Annotated in this window: 10 protein-coding genes; 6 read left to right on the forward strand and 4 right to left on the reverse strand. The window is 70.1% G+C overall.

Annotation, left to right across the window (positions count from 1 at the left end):
* The first annotated feature begins 16 nt into the window (after nucleotides 1-16).
* Nucleotides 17-1585: a beta-ketoacyl synthase N-terminal-like domain-containing protein gene (locus LXT21_RS24795; RefSeq protein ID WP_254040654.1), complete on the forward strand. Its 1569-nt coding sequence runs from the start codon at nucleotides 17-19 to the stop codon at nucleotides 1583-1585.
* Between the two features lie 31 nt (nucleotides 1586-1616).
* Here the strand turns inward: LXT21_RS24795 and LXT21_RS24800 are convergent, their stop codons facing one another.
* Nucleotides 1617-2162 (reverse strand): hypothetical protein, encoded by a 546-nt coding sequence (locus LXT21_RS24800; RefSeq protein ID WP_254040655.1) that lies wholly within the window; start codon nucleotides 2160-2162, stop codon nucleotides 1617-1619.
* A gap of 88 nt (nucleotides 2163-2250) precedes the next feature.
* Complete coding sequence (locus LXT21_RS24805; protein ID WP_254040656.1) at nucleotides 2251-3366, reverse strand: RNA polymerase factor sigma-32; 1116 nt, start codon at nucleotides 3364-3366, stop codon at nucleotides 2251-2253.
* A 68-nt stretch (nucleotides 3367-3434) separates the two neighbouring features.
* On the opposite strand from LXT21_RS24805, the gene LXT21_RS24810 reads away from it, so the two are divergent.
* Nucleotides 3435-5864, forward strand: coding sequence for a DEAD/DEAH box helicase (locus tag LXT21_RS24810; RefSeq protein WP_254040657.1), 2430 nt, complete (start codon nucleotides 3435-3437; stop codon nucleotides 5862-5864).
* 195 nt (nucleotides 5865-6059) lie between these two features.
* Here the strand turns inward: LXT21_RS24810 and LXT21_RS24815 are convergent, their stop codons facing one another.
* Nucleotides 6060-6557 (reverse strand): helix-turn-helix domain-containing protein, encoded by a 498-nt coding sequence (locus LXT21_RS24815; protein ID WP_254040658.1) that lies wholly within the window; start codon nucleotides 6555-6557, stop codon nucleotides 6060-6062.
* A 93-nt stretch (nucleotides 6558-6650) separates the two neighbouring features.
* Here LXT21_RS24815 and LXT21_RS24820 point away from each other — a divergent pair, with 93 nt between their 5' ends.
* The 4 genes from LXT21_RS24820 (at nucleotide 6651) to LXT21_RS24835 (ending at nucleotide 17201) form a co-directional block, all read left to right on the forward strand.
* Nucleotides 6651-7880 (forward strand): Glu/Leu/Phe/Val family dehydrogenase, encoded by a 1230-nt coding sequence (locus tag LXT21_RS24820; RefSeq protein WP_254040659.1) that lies wholly within the window; start codon nucleotides 6651-6653, stop codon nucleotides 7878-7880.
* Between the two features lie 131 nt (nucleotides 7881-8011).
* A complete protein-coding gene (gene ilvA / locus LXT21_RS24825; protein ID WP_254040660.1) occupies nucleotides 8012-9229 on the forward strand; it encodes a threonine ammonia-lyase in 1218 nt (405 codons plus the stop codon).
* A 49-nt stretch (nucleotides 9230-9278) separates the two neighbouring features.
* On the forward strand, nucleotides 9279-10718 hold the full coding sequence (locus tag LXT21_RS24830) for a peptidase MA family metallohydrolase (RefSeq protein ID WP_254040661.1): 1440 nt from the start codon (nucleotides 9279-9281) through the stop codon (nucleotides 10716-10718).
* Nucleotides 10719-10859: 141 nt separating this feature from the next.
* Nucleotides 10860-17201: a DUF6982 domain-containing protein gene (locus LXT21_RS24835; protein WP_254040662.1), complete on the forward strand. Its 6342-nt coding sequence runs from the start codon at nucleotides 10860-10862 to the stop codon at nucleotides 17199-17201.
* Between the two features lie 169 nt (nucleotides 17202-17370).
* Here the strand turns inward: LXT21_RS24835 and LXT21_RS24840 are convergent, their stop codons facing one another.
* Nucleotides 17371-17994 carry a YceI family protein gene (locus LXT21_RS24840; protein WP_254040663.1) on the reverse strand — a complete coding sequence of 208 codons (624 nt, stop codon included), beginning with the start codon at nucleotides 17992-17994 and terminating at the stop codon, nucleotides 17371-17373.
* Nucleotides 17995-18009 lie beyond the last annotated feature (15 nt).

Raw genomic sequence — 18009 nt, forward strand, 5'->3', positions numbered from 1 at the left:
CAAGGAAAGTCACACCGTGCGCAGAGTTGGCATCTTCGGCTGGGGCGTCGTCGCCCCCCGGTCCAGGAACATCGAGGCGTTCGAGAGGAACCTCGCGTCCTCCGAGAGCTGGCTGTCTCCCTTCAACGGCTTCGGGCCGGACAACTTCCTGGTCGGTACGCCGGACTTCCAGCTGGCGGACTACAAGCCGTGGATCGACGAGCGCTTCCCCGCCAACCGCTTCTCCCAGCTGGAGCGGAAGATGGGCCAGCCGACGCAGTTCGCCATCGGCGCGTTCATCCAGTCGCTCGCGCAGAACCCGGGCCTGGAGCAGGAGCTGCAGGCCTTGGGGCCCCGCGCGCACGTCTACGTGGGCACGGGCCTGGGGGACTTGCCCACCATCCAGTCCATCTCGTTGGACCTGTACCGCGCCCAGCGCCGGTGGGACCGCTTCTGGTCCGCGCCCGAGCGCAACGCGGTGCTGCGCCAGTGGCTGGAGACGCGCGCGCCCACCGAGGGCGTGCCCCCGGAGCCGTCCACGGTGGACGAAGGCGTGCGCGACGAGGCCGAGGACGCGTGGTGGCACTACTGGACGGGCCGCTCCACGGAGCTGCGTGAGTACCTGGCGGAGCTGCGCGACATCGAGGCCATCGGCGTGCCGGACGGCGCGGACGTGGAGTCCGCGAAGCTGGCCGTCATCAAGGAGAAGCGCACGCGCAACGCCCGGCTGCAGAAGAAGTGGAGCGCGCCGGAGCCGCCCTGGAACGCCGTGTCCTCCAACGTGCTGTGGAACATCCACAACACGCCCGCCTCGCAGATTTCGATGCTCGGCCGCATCACCGGCATGACGTTCGCTCCGGTGGCCGCGTGCTCGTCGTTCGGCTACGGGCTGAAGCTGGCGATGAACGCCCTCCAGCTGGGTGAGGCGAAGGCCGTCGTCATGGGCATGACGGACGCGGCGCCCAACCCGCTCGTGGTGGGCGGCTTCTACAACGCGCGCGTCATCTCCGCGGACGCGGCCATCTCCAAGCCCCTCACCGCGCTGCGCGGCACGCACATCGCGGGCGGCTCGGTGGTCTGGGTGCTGGGCGACTACGACTACTTCACGGCGAAGGGCTTCAAGCCCCTGGGCATGGAGCCCGTCTCCGTGGGCGTCACCGCGGACGCGGACCACATCATCACCCCGTCCAAGGAAGGCCCCACGCTGGCCATCCGCGAGGCGCTGGCCCAGGCAGGCTGCGGCCCCGCCGACGTGGGCAGCTGGGACTTGCACGCCACCGCGACGCCGGGGGACTACCTGGAGGTCCAGAACCTGCGCGACGTGATGCCGGAGTCGGTGCTCATCACCGCGCGCAAGGGCACCTTCGGTCACGGCATGTCCGCGGGCGGCGGCTGGGAGCTGACGGCCCAGTACCTGGGCTACGGGCGCGGGCAGGTGTTCCCCACGCCGCTGAAGAAGACGGAGCTCAACCAGCAGATTTCGCGCGTCCACGGCCGCTTCGTCTTCGACGAGGCCCAGGCCGCGCCCGCCGGCTGCGCGGGCAAGCTGTCCATGGGCGTGGGCGGCATCAACGCCTGCGTCATCTCCCGTCCCTGGAAGAAGTGACGCGCCGGGCGGCGCTGGGAGTACCCCTGAATCAGGGGTACTCGAGCACCGCCTGCGCCTCGAGCCTGCCGGCCGCGTCGGGCTCGATGCGCCGCAGCAGTTCCAGCTCCAATTCCAGGTCCCGCGCGTAGTTCTGCTGCGTGGGCAGCACGCCGGTGGTGTTGGCGTTGGCGCGCGCCACGGCCTGCTCCTCTTGCGCGCGGGCGGAGCCCCCCTGGGCGATTCGCTGCTCCACGTTGCCCCCGCCAATGGACTGCGACATCCGGTTGCCGCGCATCACCCGGAGGATGCTGCCGCCGTTGGGCAGCGTGTGGCCTTCAATCAGGAAGCGCGAGGACGACGTGGGCCCCAGCGTGCCGCCCCCCGCGTCGCGCCACTCCGTCTCCAGCACGTAGCGGCCCTGCATCTCCTTCCAGGAGTAGCCCTCCTTCTGGAGGTGCGCCTTCACCTCCGGCCACAGGTCCGGCAGCGTGCGCTGGTAGACGTGGCTGGCCGCCTTGTCGCGCTGGTAGTTCTCCCTGAGGGAGCGGGAGCAGCCCGACAGCAGACACAGCGCGATGACGAGCAGACTGCGCATGCCGCAACCTCCAACCCGTGGGTGACGAGGGCGCCCAGCATAACGCCCCCTCCTCCCCACCTGGCAGCCCCCCACCCGGGCGGGTCCGTCAGCTCTTGGGCGTGGCCACCAGGTCGAAGTCCGGGATGTGTTCGCGCATGAACTCCCGCATGCGGCCGATGAGGGCGGCCTCAATCTGGCGGGCGCGCTCGCGGCTGACGCCGTACTTGTCGCCGATGTCCTGCAGCGTCAGCGGCTCGTCGGAGGTGAGGCGGTTCTCGAAGATGAAGCGCTCCTTGCCCTCCAGCGTCCGGGAGAACTCGGCGAGCTTCTCGCGGAACAGGGCCTTGAGCTGCTCGGCGCCCAGCCGCTCGTCGGCGGGCACCGCGCCCGACGGCAGGTAGCGGTCCGCGCGCGTGGCCCGCGAGCCCTCGTCGTCCCCCCCCAGCGGCGCGTCGATGGACACCTCGTCGTGCCCCAGCCGCTGGTCCATCTCCACCACGTCCTGCTCGGTGACGTTGAGCCGCTCCGCGAGCAGCTTGGGGCTCGCCTCGAAGCCCTGGGCGATGAGCTTCTCCTGCTCCTGGCGCAGCTTGAAGAAGAGCTTGCGCTGGGCCTCCGTGGTCCCCAGCTTCACCATCTTCCAGTTGTCCATGATGTAGCGGAGGATGTACGCCCGTATCCACCAGGCCGCGTAGCTGGAGAGCTTCACGCCCCGCTCGGGGTCGTACTTCTTCACCGCCTGCATCAGCCCGATGTTCCCCTCCTGCACCAAATCCAGCAGGGACAGGGGATTGCGGTGGTACTCGTGGGCCAGCTTCACCACCAGCCGCAGGTTGGAGGCCACCAGCCGGTACGCCGTCCTGACGTCCCCCGTCTCGCGGTAGTGCCGCGACAGGGCCAGTTCCTCCTCGCGCGTCAAAAGCGGGTGACGCGTCACCTCGGCCATGTAGGCCTGCAGCGGGTCCCGGTTGGACAGCCCGGACTCGCTCGCCCGGACCAGGGCCTGGGGGGGCGAGGGCCGGGCCGCGGCCTCCTCCTCGGGCTCCGCGTCGACCAGCTCGGCCTCGTCCGGCTCCAAGGAATCCGGGTCTGGCGAGGCCTCTACCCCTGTGTCCTCGACCTCGGCGTCGACTCCGTCCGCCCTGGCGGGGGCGCTCGCGGGCGCTCGCTTCGCCCGGCGTCCGGGCGACGTTCCTTTGGTTCTCTTCCCTCCACTCGCCATGGGCGCTCCATACCCCAAAGTGCCGCGATTGTTGCCAGAGGGTAATGCAGGGGCTATGCCCCTGCTTGATGAGCGACATCCAAGAGCCCACCGCGCCGGGCAGCCCGGCCACCGACGAAGCCCCGACGCGTCCCGCCGAATACATCGCGGACATCGGCTTCGACGACATGAATCTGTCCGAGCCCCTCCGCCGCGCGCTGGCGGAGCGCGGCTATACCCACCCCACCCCTGTCCAGGCGCGCGCCTTCCGGCCCGCCATCGAGGGAAAGGACCTGATTGTCCGCAGCAAGACGGGCACGGGGAAGACGGCCGCGTTCGGCCTGCCGCTGCTGGAGAAGATTCCCGCGGATGAGAAGCGCGTGCGCGCGCTCATCCTCTGCCCCACGCGCGAGCTCGCGCTGCAGGTGGCGGAGGAGCTGACGCTGCTGGCCAAGTACAAGGGCGTGAAGGTGGCGGCCATCTACGGCGGCGCCTCCATGAAGCAGCAGGAGGACGCGCTCGAGGAGGGCACGCCCATCATCGTCGGGACGCCCGGCCGCGTGTTCGACCACATCAACCGCGGCAACCTGAAGCTGGACGGGTGCGACCACGCGGTGCTGGACGAAGCCGACGAGATGCTCAACCAGGGCTTCTACGAGGAGGTCACCCGCATCCTCGACCGCCTTCCGAAGTCGCGCCAGGTGCTGCTCTTCAGCGCCACCGTCCCCACGGACATCCAGAACCTCATCGCCCGGTACACGACGAACGCGGAGACGCTCTTGCTCTCCGGCGACGTCTTCACCGTCGAGCACATCCACCACGTCCGCTACGACGTGTCGGACGCGTTCCCCAAGCCGCGCAACCTCATCTACATCCTGGAGAAGGAGGAGCCGCCCAACGCCATCATCTTCTGCAACACGCGGGATGACACGGCGCTGGTGACGGCGGTGCTCAACCGCAACGGCTTCGACGCGGAGCTGCTCAACGGAGACCTGCCGCAGAAGGAGCGCGAGCGGGTGATGGGCAAGGTGAAGCGCGGCGAGGTGGCCTTCATGGTCGCCACGGACATCGCGGCGCGCGGCATCGACATCTCCGGGCTGGAGTACGTCATCAACTACTCGCTGCCCGAGGACCCGGCCGTCTACCTGCACCGCGTGGGCCGCACCGGCCGCATCGGCAACAAGGGCACGGCCATCAACCTCTTCTCCGGCCGCGAGCTGGCGACGTACACCGCGCTGGAGAAGAAGTACGGCATCAAGTTCGACAAGCAGGAGATGCCCGCCCCCGAGGAGGCGATGCGCCTGTGGACCGAGCGCCACGTGCGCGAAATCCAGGAGGCCGCGAGCGGCTCGGTGTTCGAGGGCTTCCTGCCCCTGGCCGCGCAGCTGAAGAACCGACCCAACGCGGATGACCTGGTCGCGTTCCTGCTCAAGTACTTCTTCAGCCACCTGCGCATGGAGAAGGTGCAGGCGGCCCAGGAGTCCGAGCGTCAGGCGCCCGCGCCCGAGCGCAAGTCCAGCGGCGGCGAGGGACGTCGTCGGGACCGCGAGGAGCGGGGTGGCCGGGGTGAGCGTCGTGAGCGCGAGGAGCGTCGCGAGCGCGGAGAGAAGCCCATGGCGCGTCCGGAGCACCCGGACCGCGAGCGCCGTCCGCGCCGCGACGAGCCCCGGCGGGAGCGTGACGCCGGCCGGGGTGGCCCCGCCGCGCTGGAGGCGGGCCCTGGCGAGGCGAAGCTGTGGGTGAACCTGGGAACCGCGGATGGCCTGGGGCCGGGCAGCATCGCCACGGCGCTGGAGGACGCGGGCGCGCCTCTGGGGAAGATGGTGCGCGCGGAGCTGCGGCCCACGTTCGCGTACGTGTTCGTCGCGGAGGAGGACAGCGCGGCGTTCGAGACGCTCAACGGCAAGCAGCACGGCACGAAGACGCTGCGCGTGGAGAAGAGCAAGCCGCGCACCGAGCGTGAGCCCGGCACCCGTCCGCCCCCGTCCCCGGACGCGGGCCCTGGCGAGGTGAAGCTGTGGACCAACCTGGGCATGGACGACGGGATGGATGAGGCGAAGCTGCCCGCCGCCCTGGAGGCCGCGGGGGCTCCCGCCGGCAAGGTGCTCAAGGCGCTCTTGCGCCCCACGTACGGCTACGCCTACGTGGCCGAGGCGGACGCGGCGGGCTTCGAGGCGCTCAACGGCAAGCAGCACGGCGAGAAGGTGCTGAAGATTGAAAGGCACCGTCCGCGCGGCTCGCGTGAGGAGCGTCGTCCGCGTCACGAGGCGCTGCCAGACCTGCCGGGCCAGGTGCGCCTGTGGGTGGGCCTGGGCAAGCAGGACGGCCTGGACGAGGCGGGCGTCACCAGCGCGCTCGAGGCCGCCGGGGCTCCGGCGGGCAAGGTGGTGCGGATGGACCTGCGCCCCACGTACGCGTACGTGTTCGTGGCGGACGAGGACGCCGCCGGCTTCGAGGCGACGCACGGCAAGCAGCACGGTGAGCGCACGCTGAAGGTCGAGCGCGCTCGCAAGAAGTAGTCGCGCCGCGCGGGCGTCCGGCGGGCCTTCGGGCCGGGTCGGACGCCATGCGCGTGGGGTGCTTGGGACGCGGCCCCGCGTGAGGACTCCCGGCGAGCCAAGCGCCTCGCCGGAGGTCGCCCAGGGACGCGGGGCCCGCTCGCGGCCCTTCTCTCGACGACCCGGCGCGGGCCGCGCAGCCGGTGCGCCCGCCCCTCAGGACTCCTCTGACGCGGCGGCCTTCCTGCGGCGCTCTCGGTGGTAGTGCGCGGTGCACAGGCCCCGGGCCAGCACGGGCCGCTCGCAGCCGACTTGCGAGCAAGGGACGGGCTCGGGCCGCGCGGGCCGCGTCGCCGACGGACCTCCGCTGAACATCACCTCCGCCACCTCGAGCAGCCGGTCCACGTCCGGACGGGACAGGTGGCGGGTGCGCGCGAAGCCTTCCAGCCGGTGGCCCCCCGCATCGTCCACGTCCTCCACCCGGAGCAGCTCCCACAGGGGCAGCTCCAGCGCGGAGGCCACCTGGAGGAGCGTCTCGTAGCTGGGGCTGCGCTCCCCGCGCTCCAGGAGCGACGCGAAGGACACGGAGATGCCGCAGCGGACGGCGAAGTCCTCCTGGGTGAGGCCCCGGCGCTCCCGCAGCGCGCGAATCCGTCGGGCCAGGCCCTGCAGGTGTCCGTTCACCGTGGAAGCATCCGGGGGACCGGGTGACATGGCAGTTTCCTATGGTAGCGCACCCCTTCTGTTAAGGTCTCGCGCGCGGTGCGGGCCCACCCGGGCCCACCGCCACCAGGAGCACTGCGAATCATGAGCGCCGTCGAGGGTACCAACTACTACTTCCGCAAGGCCGCGCGGATCATGGACGTGGGAACCCCCATCGAAACGCTGCTCGCCACGCCGCTGCGCGAGGTGAAGGTCCAGGTCTCCATCGAGATGGACTCCGGCGAGATTCGCACCTTCCTCGGCTACCGCATCCAGCACGACAACAGCCGCGGCCCCATGAAGGGCGGCCTGCGCTACCACCCCGCGCTGAACCAGGACGAGTCCGCGTCGCTCGCGTCGCTGATGACGTGGAAGACGGCCGTGGTGAACGTGCCCTACGGCGGCGCCAAGGGCGGCATCGCGTGCGACCCGTCGCAGCTGAGCCTCAAGGAGCTGGAGCGGCTGACGCGCAAGTTCGTCGACCAGATCCAGGATGTCATCGGGCCCACGCGGGACATCCCCGCCCCCGACGTCAACACCAACCCCCAGGTGATGGCGTGGATCATGGACCAGTACTCGCGCTACCACGGCCACTCGCCCGCCGTCGTCACGGGCAAGCCGCTGGAGCTCTATGGCTCCAAGGGCCGCGAGGCGGCCACCGGGCGCGGCCTGTTGTACGTGTGCCGTGAAATACTGCGGGACCTGGGCCTGCCGGTGAAGGGCACGCGCTTCGCGGTGCAGGGCTTCGGCAACGTGGGCAGCCACACCGCGCAGCTGTTGTGGGAGGACGGCGGCGTGGTGGTGGCCGTGGCGGACGTGCTGGGCGGCATCCGCAACCCCGCGGGCCTGGACATCCCGTCGCTCTTCGAGCACGTCAAGCGCACCGGCACGGTGACGGGCTTCACGGGCGGCACGGCGTGCACCAACGAGGAGGTGCTCGCGGCGGACTGCGAGGTGCTCATCCCCGCGGCGCTGGGCCACGTGCTCACGCGGGACAACGCCAACAATGTCCGCGCGCGGCTCATCATCGAGGGCGCCAACGGCCCCACCCAGCCGGAGGCGGACGAAATCTTCGAGAAGCGCGGCATCTTCGTGGTGCCCGACGTGCTCGCCAGCTCCGGCGGCGTCACGGTGAGCTACTTCGAGTGGGTGCAGAACCTCCAGCACCTGTCCTGGGAAGAGGACCGCGTCAACGCGGAGCTGGAGAAGACGATGAAGGAGGCCTACGAGCGCGTGGCGCAGATTGCCCGCTCGCGCAAGGTCTCCATGCGGACAGCGGCCTACATCCTCGCCATCGGCCGGGTGGGCAAGGCCACCGTGCTGCGCGGCATCTGACACTTGCCGCCCCGGCCCGTCCGTCCCCCGGGCGGGCGAGCATGTCGCATCGCGGCAACGCCCGTGGGCCCCAGGTTCGGTGCAGGCTGTCCCTTCCGCCCGGGGCGCGCTTCCGCTAGACGCGCACGCTCATGGTCACCCTCCAGGACATCCTCACCGCGCGGGAGCGTCTGCGCGACGCCATCCGGCCCACGCCCTGCCCCGCCTCGGACTACTTCACCGAGCGCACCGAGTGCGGCGCGGTGTACTTCAAGCTGGAGAACCTCCAGCGCACCGGCGCCTTCAAGGAGCGCGGCGCGCTCAACAAGCTGCTGACGCTGTCGCCCGAGGAGCGCCAGCGGGGCGTCATCGCAGCGTCCGCCGGCAACCACGCGCAGGGCGTCGCGTACCACGCGCGCCGCTTGGGGGTGAAGGCCACCATCGTCATGCCGGAGCGCACGCCGCTCATCAAGGTGTCGCGCACGCGTGACGACTACGGCGCGCGCGTGGTGCTCAAGGGCTCCAACTACGACGAGGCCTACGCGGAGGCGCTGCGAATCCAGCAGGCCGAGGGGCTCGTCTTCGTGCACCCGTTCAACGACCCGCACGTCATCGCGGGACAGGGGACCATCGGCCTGGAGCTGCTCGAGCAGTGGCCGGACGTGGAGGTGGTGCTGGTGCCCATCGGCGGCGGAGGGCTCATCTCGGGCATCGCCTGCGCGCTGAAGGAGAAGAAGCCCGGCATCCAGGTCATCGGCGTGCAGACGTCCACCATCGACAGCATGAAGGCCTCCGTCGCGGCGGGGAAGCTGATGGAGTTGCCGGCGGCGGGGACCACCATCGCGGACGGAATCGCGGTGAAGCGGGTGGGCGAGCTCACCTTCGAGATGGTGCGCAAGTACGTGGACGCCATCGTATCGGTGGACGAGGAGGAGATCGCCGCCGCCATCCTCACGCTGCTCGAGCAGGAGAAGAGCGTGGTGGAGGGCGCGGGCGCGGTGGGCGTGGCCGCGGTGCTCAACGGGCACGTGCCCCAGGCGAAGGGCAAGCGCACCGCCATCATCCTGAGCGGCGGCAACATCGACATGAACGTCATCAGCCGCATCATCGAGCGGGGCCTGGTGAAGGCCGGCCGCCTGGTGCAGCTCGAGGTGCGCCTGCCGGACCGGCCCGGCATGCTCGCGCGGCTGACGACGCGCATCGCGGATTTGAGGGCCAACGTGGTGGACCTGCACCACGAGCGCGCCTTCTCCAAGGCGGGGCTGGGCGAGGCCATGGTGGAGGTGACGCTGGAGACCACGGGCCCGTCTCACATCCGCGAGCTGGAGCAGGCCTTGGAGGAACTGGGCTGGCAGGTGGCCCGCAAGTAACGGGAGGGGGCCTTGCACCCGGGCGGAGGGGGTCGGCCATACTGGGGCCATGCGTTCCCTGCTCGTCGCGCTGCTGGTCACCGCCACTCCGCAAACCCCCGCCCAGAAGGCGAAGGAGCTCTCCGGACAGAAGGCCTGGGAGGAGCTGTACCTGGCCTTCTCCTCCGGTGACGCGAAGACGGTGCCCCAGGAGCAGCGCGCCGGGGTGTCCGCCGCGCTCGCCAAGGGGTGTCAGGCCCTGCTGAAGGACGACGCGGTGATGGCGTACTCGCTGGGCGAGCGCGCCGCGGTGTTCGAGGAGTCCGCTCCGGCGCTGCGCTGCCTGGCGAGCGCCGCGAGGAAGACCGAGCAGCGCGCCGCCGCGGAGGCGACCCTGGTGAAGGGTGTGACGCTCTTCCCGAAGGACGGCGGCTTCCCGCTGGAGCTGGGCAAGCTGCTCTTGGAGGAGCAGGACTCGGCGGGCGCGCAGGCGGCGCTGGAGAAGGTGCCACCGCGCACGCGTGAGGCCGCGGAGGCGAAGAAGCTGCTCCAGCAGGCGCGGCAGCAGACGCTGCAGGAGGACTCGGCGCGGGCGGAGGCGTCTCGCATCTCGAAGAAGCTTGGAGGCGCCACCGCGCAGGGCTCGCAGACGCGGCCCGTGAGCGCGCACGCGGGCGACGAATCCTCCGTCGTGTCGCTCGCGACACGGCCGGGGATGACCGTCCGCACGCCGCGCGTGGGCTACGAGTCCGGCGTGAACTCGCTGGGAATGCGCGTGCGATCCAACAGCCGCTACGTCATCACCTACTTCAACAACAACCGGGACTTCGCGCAGCGCGCGGACTACGAAGGCCATATCGTCGAGACGCTCGATACGGCCCACCACTTCGTCCAGAAGGTCCTGGGCGAGACGCGTGAGAACCCCGTCACCGTCGTGCTCTACACAGCCGCCGAGTTCCGCACCGTGTTCGGCAACCAGGTGGCCAGGACCGTAGCGGGGCGCTACTTCAACAGCAACATCCACATCAACAACGCCGCCGAGTTGAACAACGAGACCAAGGCGACGCTCGTCCACGAGTACGTCCATGCCGCCATGGCCGACATGTGCGGCGGTGGGGACCGGGATATGAGCTTCCTGCCCGTGTGGCTCGTCGAGGGCGTGGCCATGTTCGTGGAGTGGAAGTACCGGGAAGTCCCCGGCCCTCCCCCCGAGATGCTCGACCAGATGCAGACCATCCTCGGCAATCCGGACATGCACCTCATCAGCCTCCGGATGATGACCAAGGTCGCCCCCATCAGCACCGGCCACGCCGCGATGGCCTATGACATCGCCGGACTGGCGGTCCAAGAGCTGGTTCGCCGGGAGGGAACCTACCGGCTGCTGACCCTCATCCGGGATGTGTGCAGGGGGCAGGGACGCCTCTCCTTCGAGAAGGCGCTGATGACCCACTACGGAATGACCCTGGATGACCTCGACAAGGAGGTCGAGGAATCGGTCCCGAGGAGGTAGCCGGCCGGGCAAGCTTGGTCCATTTGGTTTACCCCTCCCCGGGAGTCCCCTAGACTCGCAGCCCCCCCATTTGCGCTGCGACGGTAACCGGGCAGTCCGCCGTCCGCAGCAAGGTGACGGATGTCGGACACGCGCGCGGCAATGAGAGAATTTCGCTTCCTCGACGAGAAGCGAAAGCTGGGAAGCCTGTCTCCCGTGGAGGAGGCTCGCTGGGGCGAGCTGCGTGGTCTCCTCGGCATCCAGGATGCGCCCGCCGACGCCTCCTCCTGGCAGCAGCCAGAAGCCGCCGCGCCCCAGGGCTACTACGGCGCGGATGGCCAGTGGTACGCCTACCCCGCCGGCTACGACCCCAATCAGGCCTACGCCCAGCAGCCCCAGGGCTACTACGGCGCCGACGGCCAGTGGTACGCCTACCCCGCCGGCTACGACTCCAATCAGGCCCAGGGCTACTACGGCGCCGACGGCCAGTGGTACGCCTACCCCGCCGGCTACGACCCCAATCAGGCCTACGCCCAGCAGGGCTACGACCCGAATCAGGCCTACGCCCAGCAGCCCTACGATCCGAACCAGGCCTACGCGGGCTATCCCCAGCAGGGGTACGACCCGAATCAGGCCTACGCGCAGCAGGGGTACGACCCGAACCAGGCCTACGCCCAGCAGGGCTACGACCCGAACCAGGCCTACGCTCAGCAGGGGTATGATCCGAACCAGGCCTACGCGCAGCAGGGTTACGACCCGAATCAAGCCTACGCGCAGCAACAGGGCTGGACCGGGCAGGAACATGCGTCCGCCCAGGACCCGAGCGCCTACGCGCCGCAGCCCGCCCCCGAGTCGGAGAACCTGCACCTCAGCTCGGATGACATCGACATCCCCTCGCTGAGCGAGCCCGCACCGTGGATGGCGCCCGCCGCGACGCCCGAGGTCAGCGCCCCCGTCTCCGAGTCCGCGCCCGACACCTCCTCGTTCGAGGATGTGATGGAGGTCTCCGAGACGGAGGACGCGTCGGACTTCGAGCCGGCGCCGCCCGTGGAGGCGCTGGCGAGCGCCGAGGATGACTTCAGCGAGCTGGGTGGCGCGGAGGAGTCCGCGGCCGCCACGCACGAGCCCGAGCCTTCGCTCGAGTCGTCCTTCGCCGACCTCTCCCTGGAGGTCGAGACGACTCCAGACGTCGCCGAGACGCCGGTGTTGGAGGCGCAGCCCGTCGAGGAGGCTTCGTTCGCGTCCTCCGAGGTGGAGGTCCCCTCTTCCGAGGTCGAGCTGCTCGATGCCTCGGCGGAGAGCGAGCCGGTGCTCGCCGAGGACCTCTCTCCTGCCCCCGTGGATGAGGCGTGGGCTTCCGCTCCGCTGGCGGTGGATCCACTCGAGTCCTCGCCGACCGAGGTCGCCGACTCGAACGACATCATCGATGTCGGCGCCATGGAGTCCGCCGAGCCCATCGCGCTCGATTCGGGTGATCTGGCCGAGGAGTCGTTCGCCGATACGCAGCCCACGGTCGACACGTCCGACCTGGGTGCGGAGGAGTTGGTGCTCGATGCCTCGGAGGTGAGCGACGCGTCGCCCTCCACCGTGGAGCTGTCGGCTGGGGACGTCGATGCGGGCACGGCCGCCGAGGAGATCGCGCTCGACGCCTCCGACGTCAGCGAGGTGTCCGAGTCCACGGGTGACGCGGCTCCGGCGACGGAGCAGGTGCGCACGATGGAGGCCTCGGACTCCGAAGTGTGGACGGCCTCCACGGCCACGAGCGAGGACCGTGCGACGGAGGGCGAGTCGCCCACGTTCGACGTGGCGGAGGTCGGAGCCGAGGTGGCTCCGACGACACCGTTGCCTTTCAGCTCGAGCACGGTCCCCTCGCTGGAGCTCCGCTCCGTGCAGGTGGGACCCGATCTCCAGGCGGACACCATCGAGGTCGATACGGAGGCCGCGTCCTCCTCGCAGGATGCGTTCGACCTGAGCGGCAACCCCGAGGAGGCCGTTCCCCTCGCGACCGCGGGAGACTTCCTGGAGCCCGGGCAGTTCACCGCCTCGGCGGAGCGAGGTCTCGACCTTCCGGCTTACAGCGGCGCGGAGGAGGATTGGAGCACGCAGTCGAGCGAGTTGGAGCCGCTGGCCAGCAGCGCTGGCATGGCGTCACAGATGACGGACGGCTCGGTGCCGCGCGAGGCTCAAGCGGAGTGGTCCTCCGGTGAGGCGTCGGCCGAGGGTGGTTCCGCGGAGTGGAGCTCGGCGACGGCGCAGGGTTCGGATGTCATCGAGCTGCAGCCGGAATGGGCCTCTGCCAACGCCGAGGCCGCGCAGCCCACCTGGGACGCGACTGGTGAGCAGCCGGCGGAGGCCTCATCGACCGAGTGGTCGACTTCCGAGGCACAGCCCGAGTGGAGCGCGACGAGCGAAGTCGCCTTGACGGAAGAGCTCGCGGCGACCCCGTCTTCGGAGTGGTCGACGGGTGAAGCGGGAGTCGAGGCCACGGCGACCAGCTCGACGGAGGATGCGACCTCGGCTGCATGGGACGCATCCGAGGCGGAGCAGACGCAGAACACGTCGGAGAACACCGCCGCGCAGCCCGAGTGGTCCGCGACGGAAGAGCTTCCCGCCGATGCCGTGCAGACGGATGGGTCCACATCCTCGACGGAGACGCCTGAAGCGCAGCCCGAGTGGTCCGCGACGGAAGAGCTTCCCTCCGATGCGGTGCAGGCCGAGTGGTCCGCAGCCTCGACGGAGACACCTGCCGCTCAGCCCGAGTGGGCTGCCACTCCGGACGCAGTGCAGTCCGAGTGGTCCGCCTCGACGGAAGAGCTTCCCGCGGATGCGGTGCAGGCCGAGTGGTCCGCGTCCTCGACGGAGACGCCGGATGCGCAGCCTGAGTGGGCTGCGACGTCACCGGAGACGCCTGCCGAACAGTCTGAGTGGGCCGCTGTGGAAGAGCTTCCCGCCGATGCGGTCCAGGCTGAGTGGTCCGCGTCCTCGGCAGAGGTAACCCCTGCGCAACCTGAGTGGGCAGCCGCGGAAGAGCTTCCCGCGGACGCAGTGCAGACCGAGTGGTCTGCCACGTCGACGGAGACGCCTGCCGCGCAGGAGCAATGGGCTGCGACAGAAGAGCTTCCCGCGGACGCAGTGCAGGCCGAGTGGTCCTCGGCAGAGGCAACCGCTGCGCAGCCCGAGTGGGCTGCCACCCCGGAGATCGCTCCGGACGCCGTGCAGGCAGAGCCGTCCGCGTCTTCGACAGAGGTGACGGACGCGCAGCCCGAGTGGGCCACCACCGAAGAGCTTCCCGCCGATGCCGTGCAGGCCGAGTGGTCCGCCGCGTCGACGGAGACCCCCGCCGCGCAGGCGGAATGGGCTGCTGCTGAAGAGCTTCCCGCCGACGCAGTGCAGGCCGAGTGGTCTTCGTCCACGGCAGAGACGCAGGCTGCGCAGCCTGAGTGGGCCACCACCGAAGAGCTTCCCGCCGACGCCGTGCAAGCCGAGTGGTCGGCCACTTCGACGGAAACACCTGCCGCCCAGGCTGAGTGGACCGCCACGGCAGAGCTTCCCGCGGATGCGGTGCAGTCCGAATGGTCTGCCTCATCGGAGGAGGCGCCTGCTGCGCAGCCCGAGTGGGCCGCAACCGAAGAGCTTCCCGCGGATGCGGTGCAGGCTGAGTGGTCCGCCACGTCAACGGAGGCGCCTGCCGCTCAGCCCGAGTGGGCCGCCACCGAAGAGCTTCCCGCGGATGCGGTGCAGTCCGAGTGGTCTGCGTCCTCCACTGAGACACCTGCCGCGCAGGCGGAATGGGCTGCGACGGAAGAGCTTCCCGCGGAAGCCGTGCAGACCGAGTGGTCTGCGTCCTCCACGGAGACACCTGCCGCTCAGCCCGAGTGGACCTCGACCGGAGAACTCCCCGCCGACGCGGTGCAGTCCGAGTGGTCTGCGTCCTCGACGGAGACGCCTGCCGCGCAGGCGGAATGGGCTGCGACGGAAGAACTCCCTCCGGACGCCGTGCAAGCCGAGTGGTCCTCGACGGAGACTCCTGCGGCTCAACCCGAGTGGGCTACCACGGAAGAGCTCCCTGCGGACGCCGTGCAGGCCGAGTGGTCCTCGACGGAGACTCCTGCGGCTCAACCCGAGTGGGCTACCACGGAAGAGCTTCCTGCGGACGCAGTGCAGGCCGAGTGGTCCTCGACGGAGACTCCTGCGGCTCAACCCGAGTGGTCCGCCACGGAAGAGCTTCCCGCAGACGCCGTGCAGACCGAGTGGTCCTCGTCCTCGACGGAGACGCCTGCCGCGCAGTCTGAATGGGCAGCCACCGAAGAACTCCCGGCGGATGCCGTGCAGTCCGACTGGGCATCCTCCTCGACGGAGACGCCCGCTGCTCAGCATGCGTGGGCCGCGACCGAAGAACTCCCCGCCGACGCGGTGCAGGCCGAGTGGCCCGCCACGGCAACAGCGACGCCCGCCGCTCAGCCCGAGTGGTCCGCCACCGAAGAGCTCCCCGCCGATGCCGTGCAGACCGAGTGGTCCGCCGCGTCGCCGGAGGCCCCCACCGCGCAGACCGAGTGGTCCGCGACGCCCGAGCTCGCTCCCGACGCGGTGCAGCCTGAGTGGTCCGCGTCCTCGACGGAGACACCTGCCGCGCAGGCCGAGTGGTCCTCCGCGGAAGAACTCCCCGCCGACGCCGTGCAGGCCGAGTGGGCATCCGCGCCGGAGATTGCTCCAGATGCTGCGCAGTCCGAGGAGTCTGCCTCGTCGACCGCCGCGCAACCTGAGTGGGCAGCCACGACGGAAGAGCTTCCCGCGGACGCAGTGCAGGCCGAGTGGTCCTCCGCGGAAGAACTCCCCGCCGACGCCGTGCAGGCCGAGTGGTCTCCCCACTCGACGGAGGCGCCCTCCGCTCAGTCTCAGTGGTCCGCGACGCCGGAGCTTGCCGCGGACGCGGCGCAGACCGAGTGGTCCGCGTCGACAGCAGAGGCGCCCACCGCTCAGCCTGAATGGGCTGCCGCGGAAGAGCTCCCCGCCGACGCCGTCCAGGCCGAGTGGTCGACATCCACCGCGGAGTCACCTGCGGCTCAAGCCGAGTGGGCCGCCACGGAAGAGCTCCCCGCCGACGCGGTGCAGGCCGAGTGGGCATCGTCCTCGACGGAGACGCCGGCTGCTCAGCCTGAGTGGGCCTCAACCGAGGAGCTCCCCGCCGACGCCGTCCAGGCCGAGTGGTCCACCACCGAAGATCCCGCCGCGCAGTCCGAGTGGGCCGCCACGGAAGAGCTCCCCGCCGACGCCGTGCAGGACGAATGGTCTTCGTCGGAGACGCCCGCTGCGCAGTCCGAGTGGGCCGCGTCCTCGACGCAGCCCGCTCAGCCTGAGTGGTCCGCCACCGAAGAGCTCCCCGCCGACGCCGTCCTCGCCGAAGAGCCCACGGCTTCGACCGAGGCCCCCACGGCCCAGCCCGAGTGGTCCACCACCGAAGAGCTCCCCGCCGACGCCGTGCAGGCCGAGTGGGCCGACGACTCGCATGCGTCGGCCGCCGAGGCCCCCGGGCAGCACGCCTGGTCCGCGACGGAAGAGCTCCCCGCCGACGCCGTCCAGTCCGAGTGGTCCTCCGCTCAGGACTCGTCGACCTGGAACAACTCCGAAGCCGCGCAGCCCGAATGGTCGGCCACCGCGGAGGCGGCCAACACCCAAACCGAGTGGAGCGAGGCCCCGGTCGACGTGGAGCCGATGGTCGAGCTCTCCGCCACCGAGCAGGTCTCCGCGGAGCCCATCCAGGCCGAGGAGGTCTCCTGGGCCGAGGAGCAGCCCGCCACGCCCGCCACCTCATGGCAGGCCCAGAACGGCCACGCGTTCGGCGCCTCCGTGACGGACCTCTCCGCCGCCATCGAGGAGGAGGAAGTCCCCGTCGAGCTCGAGCAGGAACAGGAGCTCGCCGAAATCGAGCTGGTGGAAGAGGCCCCCGAGCCCACGCCGCAGCCCGCCACCGCCGTGGCCGCCGCCGCGATGAGCGCGGCCCTGCGCTCCCCCTCCTACCCCGCCCCTCCCGCGCGAGCCACGCCCTCCCTGGCCGCGAGCCCGCAGCCGCTCGCCGCCGTGAGGGAGCCGCTCTTCGCCGCCGCCGTGCCCCTGCACGCCGACTCCATCACCTCGTTCATCGAGGGCGAACACCGCGTCATCATCCACACCGTGGAAGGACAGGTGAAGCGCGGCACCATCCGCGACGCGGACCTGCTCGATGAAGTCATCTCCCTGGAGCAGCAGAGCGGCTTCGCTCCCGAGCAGATTCCCGGCAAGCGCGTGAAGGCCATCTTCTTCATGCTCCCCGCCGGCGCGCGTCAGCCCCAGGCCGAGGGCCAGAAGATTCGCGTCACCTTCAACGACGGTCGCCAGGTCGCGGGCTTCTCCCAGGACTTCAAGAGCACCACCCCGGGCTTCTTCGTCGTCCCCGCCGACCAGCGCACCAACACCGCGCGCATCTTCATCTACCGCGCCAGCGTCCAGGCCGTCGCCGAAGGCTGAAGCCCTCCACGACAATCCACACCCGAGGGGCCCCACCACCGTGGCGGCCCCTCTTTCATTTCCCCCACACACCCGCGCCAGCACGAGCCGCCCATCCGAAAAACGAAGAAGGGCCCCCACACCGTGGAGGCCCTTCATTCACTTCAGTCGCTGTCGACCGACCCGCTGACTACTTCTTCGCGGGGGCCGCGGCAGGGGCCGCGGGCGCCTTCTTCGTCAGGGACAGGTCCAGGTTCACGGTGACTTCCTCACCCACCGCCACGCCGCCCGTCTCCAGCGCCGTGTTGTAGGTCAGGCCGAAGTCCTTGCGGTTCAGCTTCGTCGTCGCGGACACGCCCGTGCGGGTGTTGCCCCAGGGGTCCTTCGACTCCGCCGACGGGCCCGTGACGTCCAGGACGACCGGCTTGGTGACGCCGTGCATGGTCAGGTTGCCGGAGACCTTCAGCTTGCCCTCGCCCGCCTTCTCCACCTTCGTCGACTTGAAGGTGATGGTGGGGAACTTCGCCGTGTCGAAGAAGTCCGGCGCGCGCAGGTGCTCGTCACGCTTGGCGTTGCCCGTGTTCACCGTCGCCGCGTCGAGCGTGGCCTCCACGGTGGACTTGGTGATGTCCTTGTCGTCCAGGTTCACCGCGCCCTGCTTGATGTTGAACGAGCCCGTCACGTTCGACACCATCATGTGCTTCACGGTGAAGCCCGCGCTGGAGTGGGCCGGGTCCACGTCCCACGTGGCGGCAAAGGCGAGGGACGGCAGGGCCACCAGCAGGGCAATCGCGCTCTTCAGGGTCGTCTTCATAGGGGTGTGCTCCTC

Origin of the sequence: Myxococcus guangdongensis, from assembly GCF_024198255.1 — a bacterium.
GTDB lineage: Bacteria > Myxococcota > Myxococcia > Myxococcales > Myxococcaceae > Myxococcus > Myxococcus guangdongensis.

Coding starts and splice junctions, on each gene's coding strand:
- LXT21_RS24820 (WP_254040659.1), top strand. CDS start 6,651: ATGAGCGCCGTCGAGGGTACCAACTACTACTTCCGCAAGGCCGCGCGG.
- LXT21_RS24800 (WP_254040655.1), bottom strand. CDS start 2,162: ATGCGCAGTCTGCTCGTCATCGCGCTGTGTCTGCTGTCGGGCTGCTCC.
- LXT21_RS24810 (WP_254040657.1), top strand. CDS start 3,435: ATGAGCGACATCCAAGAGCCCACCGCGCCGGGCAGCCCGGCCACCGAC.
- ilvA (WP_254040660.1), top strand. CDS start 8,012: ATGGTCACCCTCCAGGACATCCTCACCGCGCGGGAGCGTCTGCGCGAC.
- LXT21_RS24835 (WP_254040662.1), top strand. CDS start 10,860: ATGAGAGAATTTCGCTTCCTCGACGAGAAGCGAAAGCTGGGAAGCCTG.
- LXT21_RS24840 (WP_254040663.1), bottom strand. CDS start 17,994: ATGAAGACGACCCTGAAGAGCGCGATTGCCCTGCTGGTGGCCCTGCCG.
- LXT21_RS24830 (WP_254040661.1), top strand. CDS start 9,279: ATGCGTTCCCTGCTCGTCGCGCTGCTGGTCACCGCCACTCCGCAAACC.
- LXT21_RS24805 (WP_254040656.1), bottom strand. CDS start 3,366: ATGGCGAGTGGAGGGAAGAGAACCAAAGGAACGTCGCCCGGACGCCGG.
- LXT21_RS24815 (WP_254040658.1), bottom strand. CDS start 6,557: ATGTCACCCGGTCCCCCGGATGCTTCCACGGTGAACGGACACCTGCAG.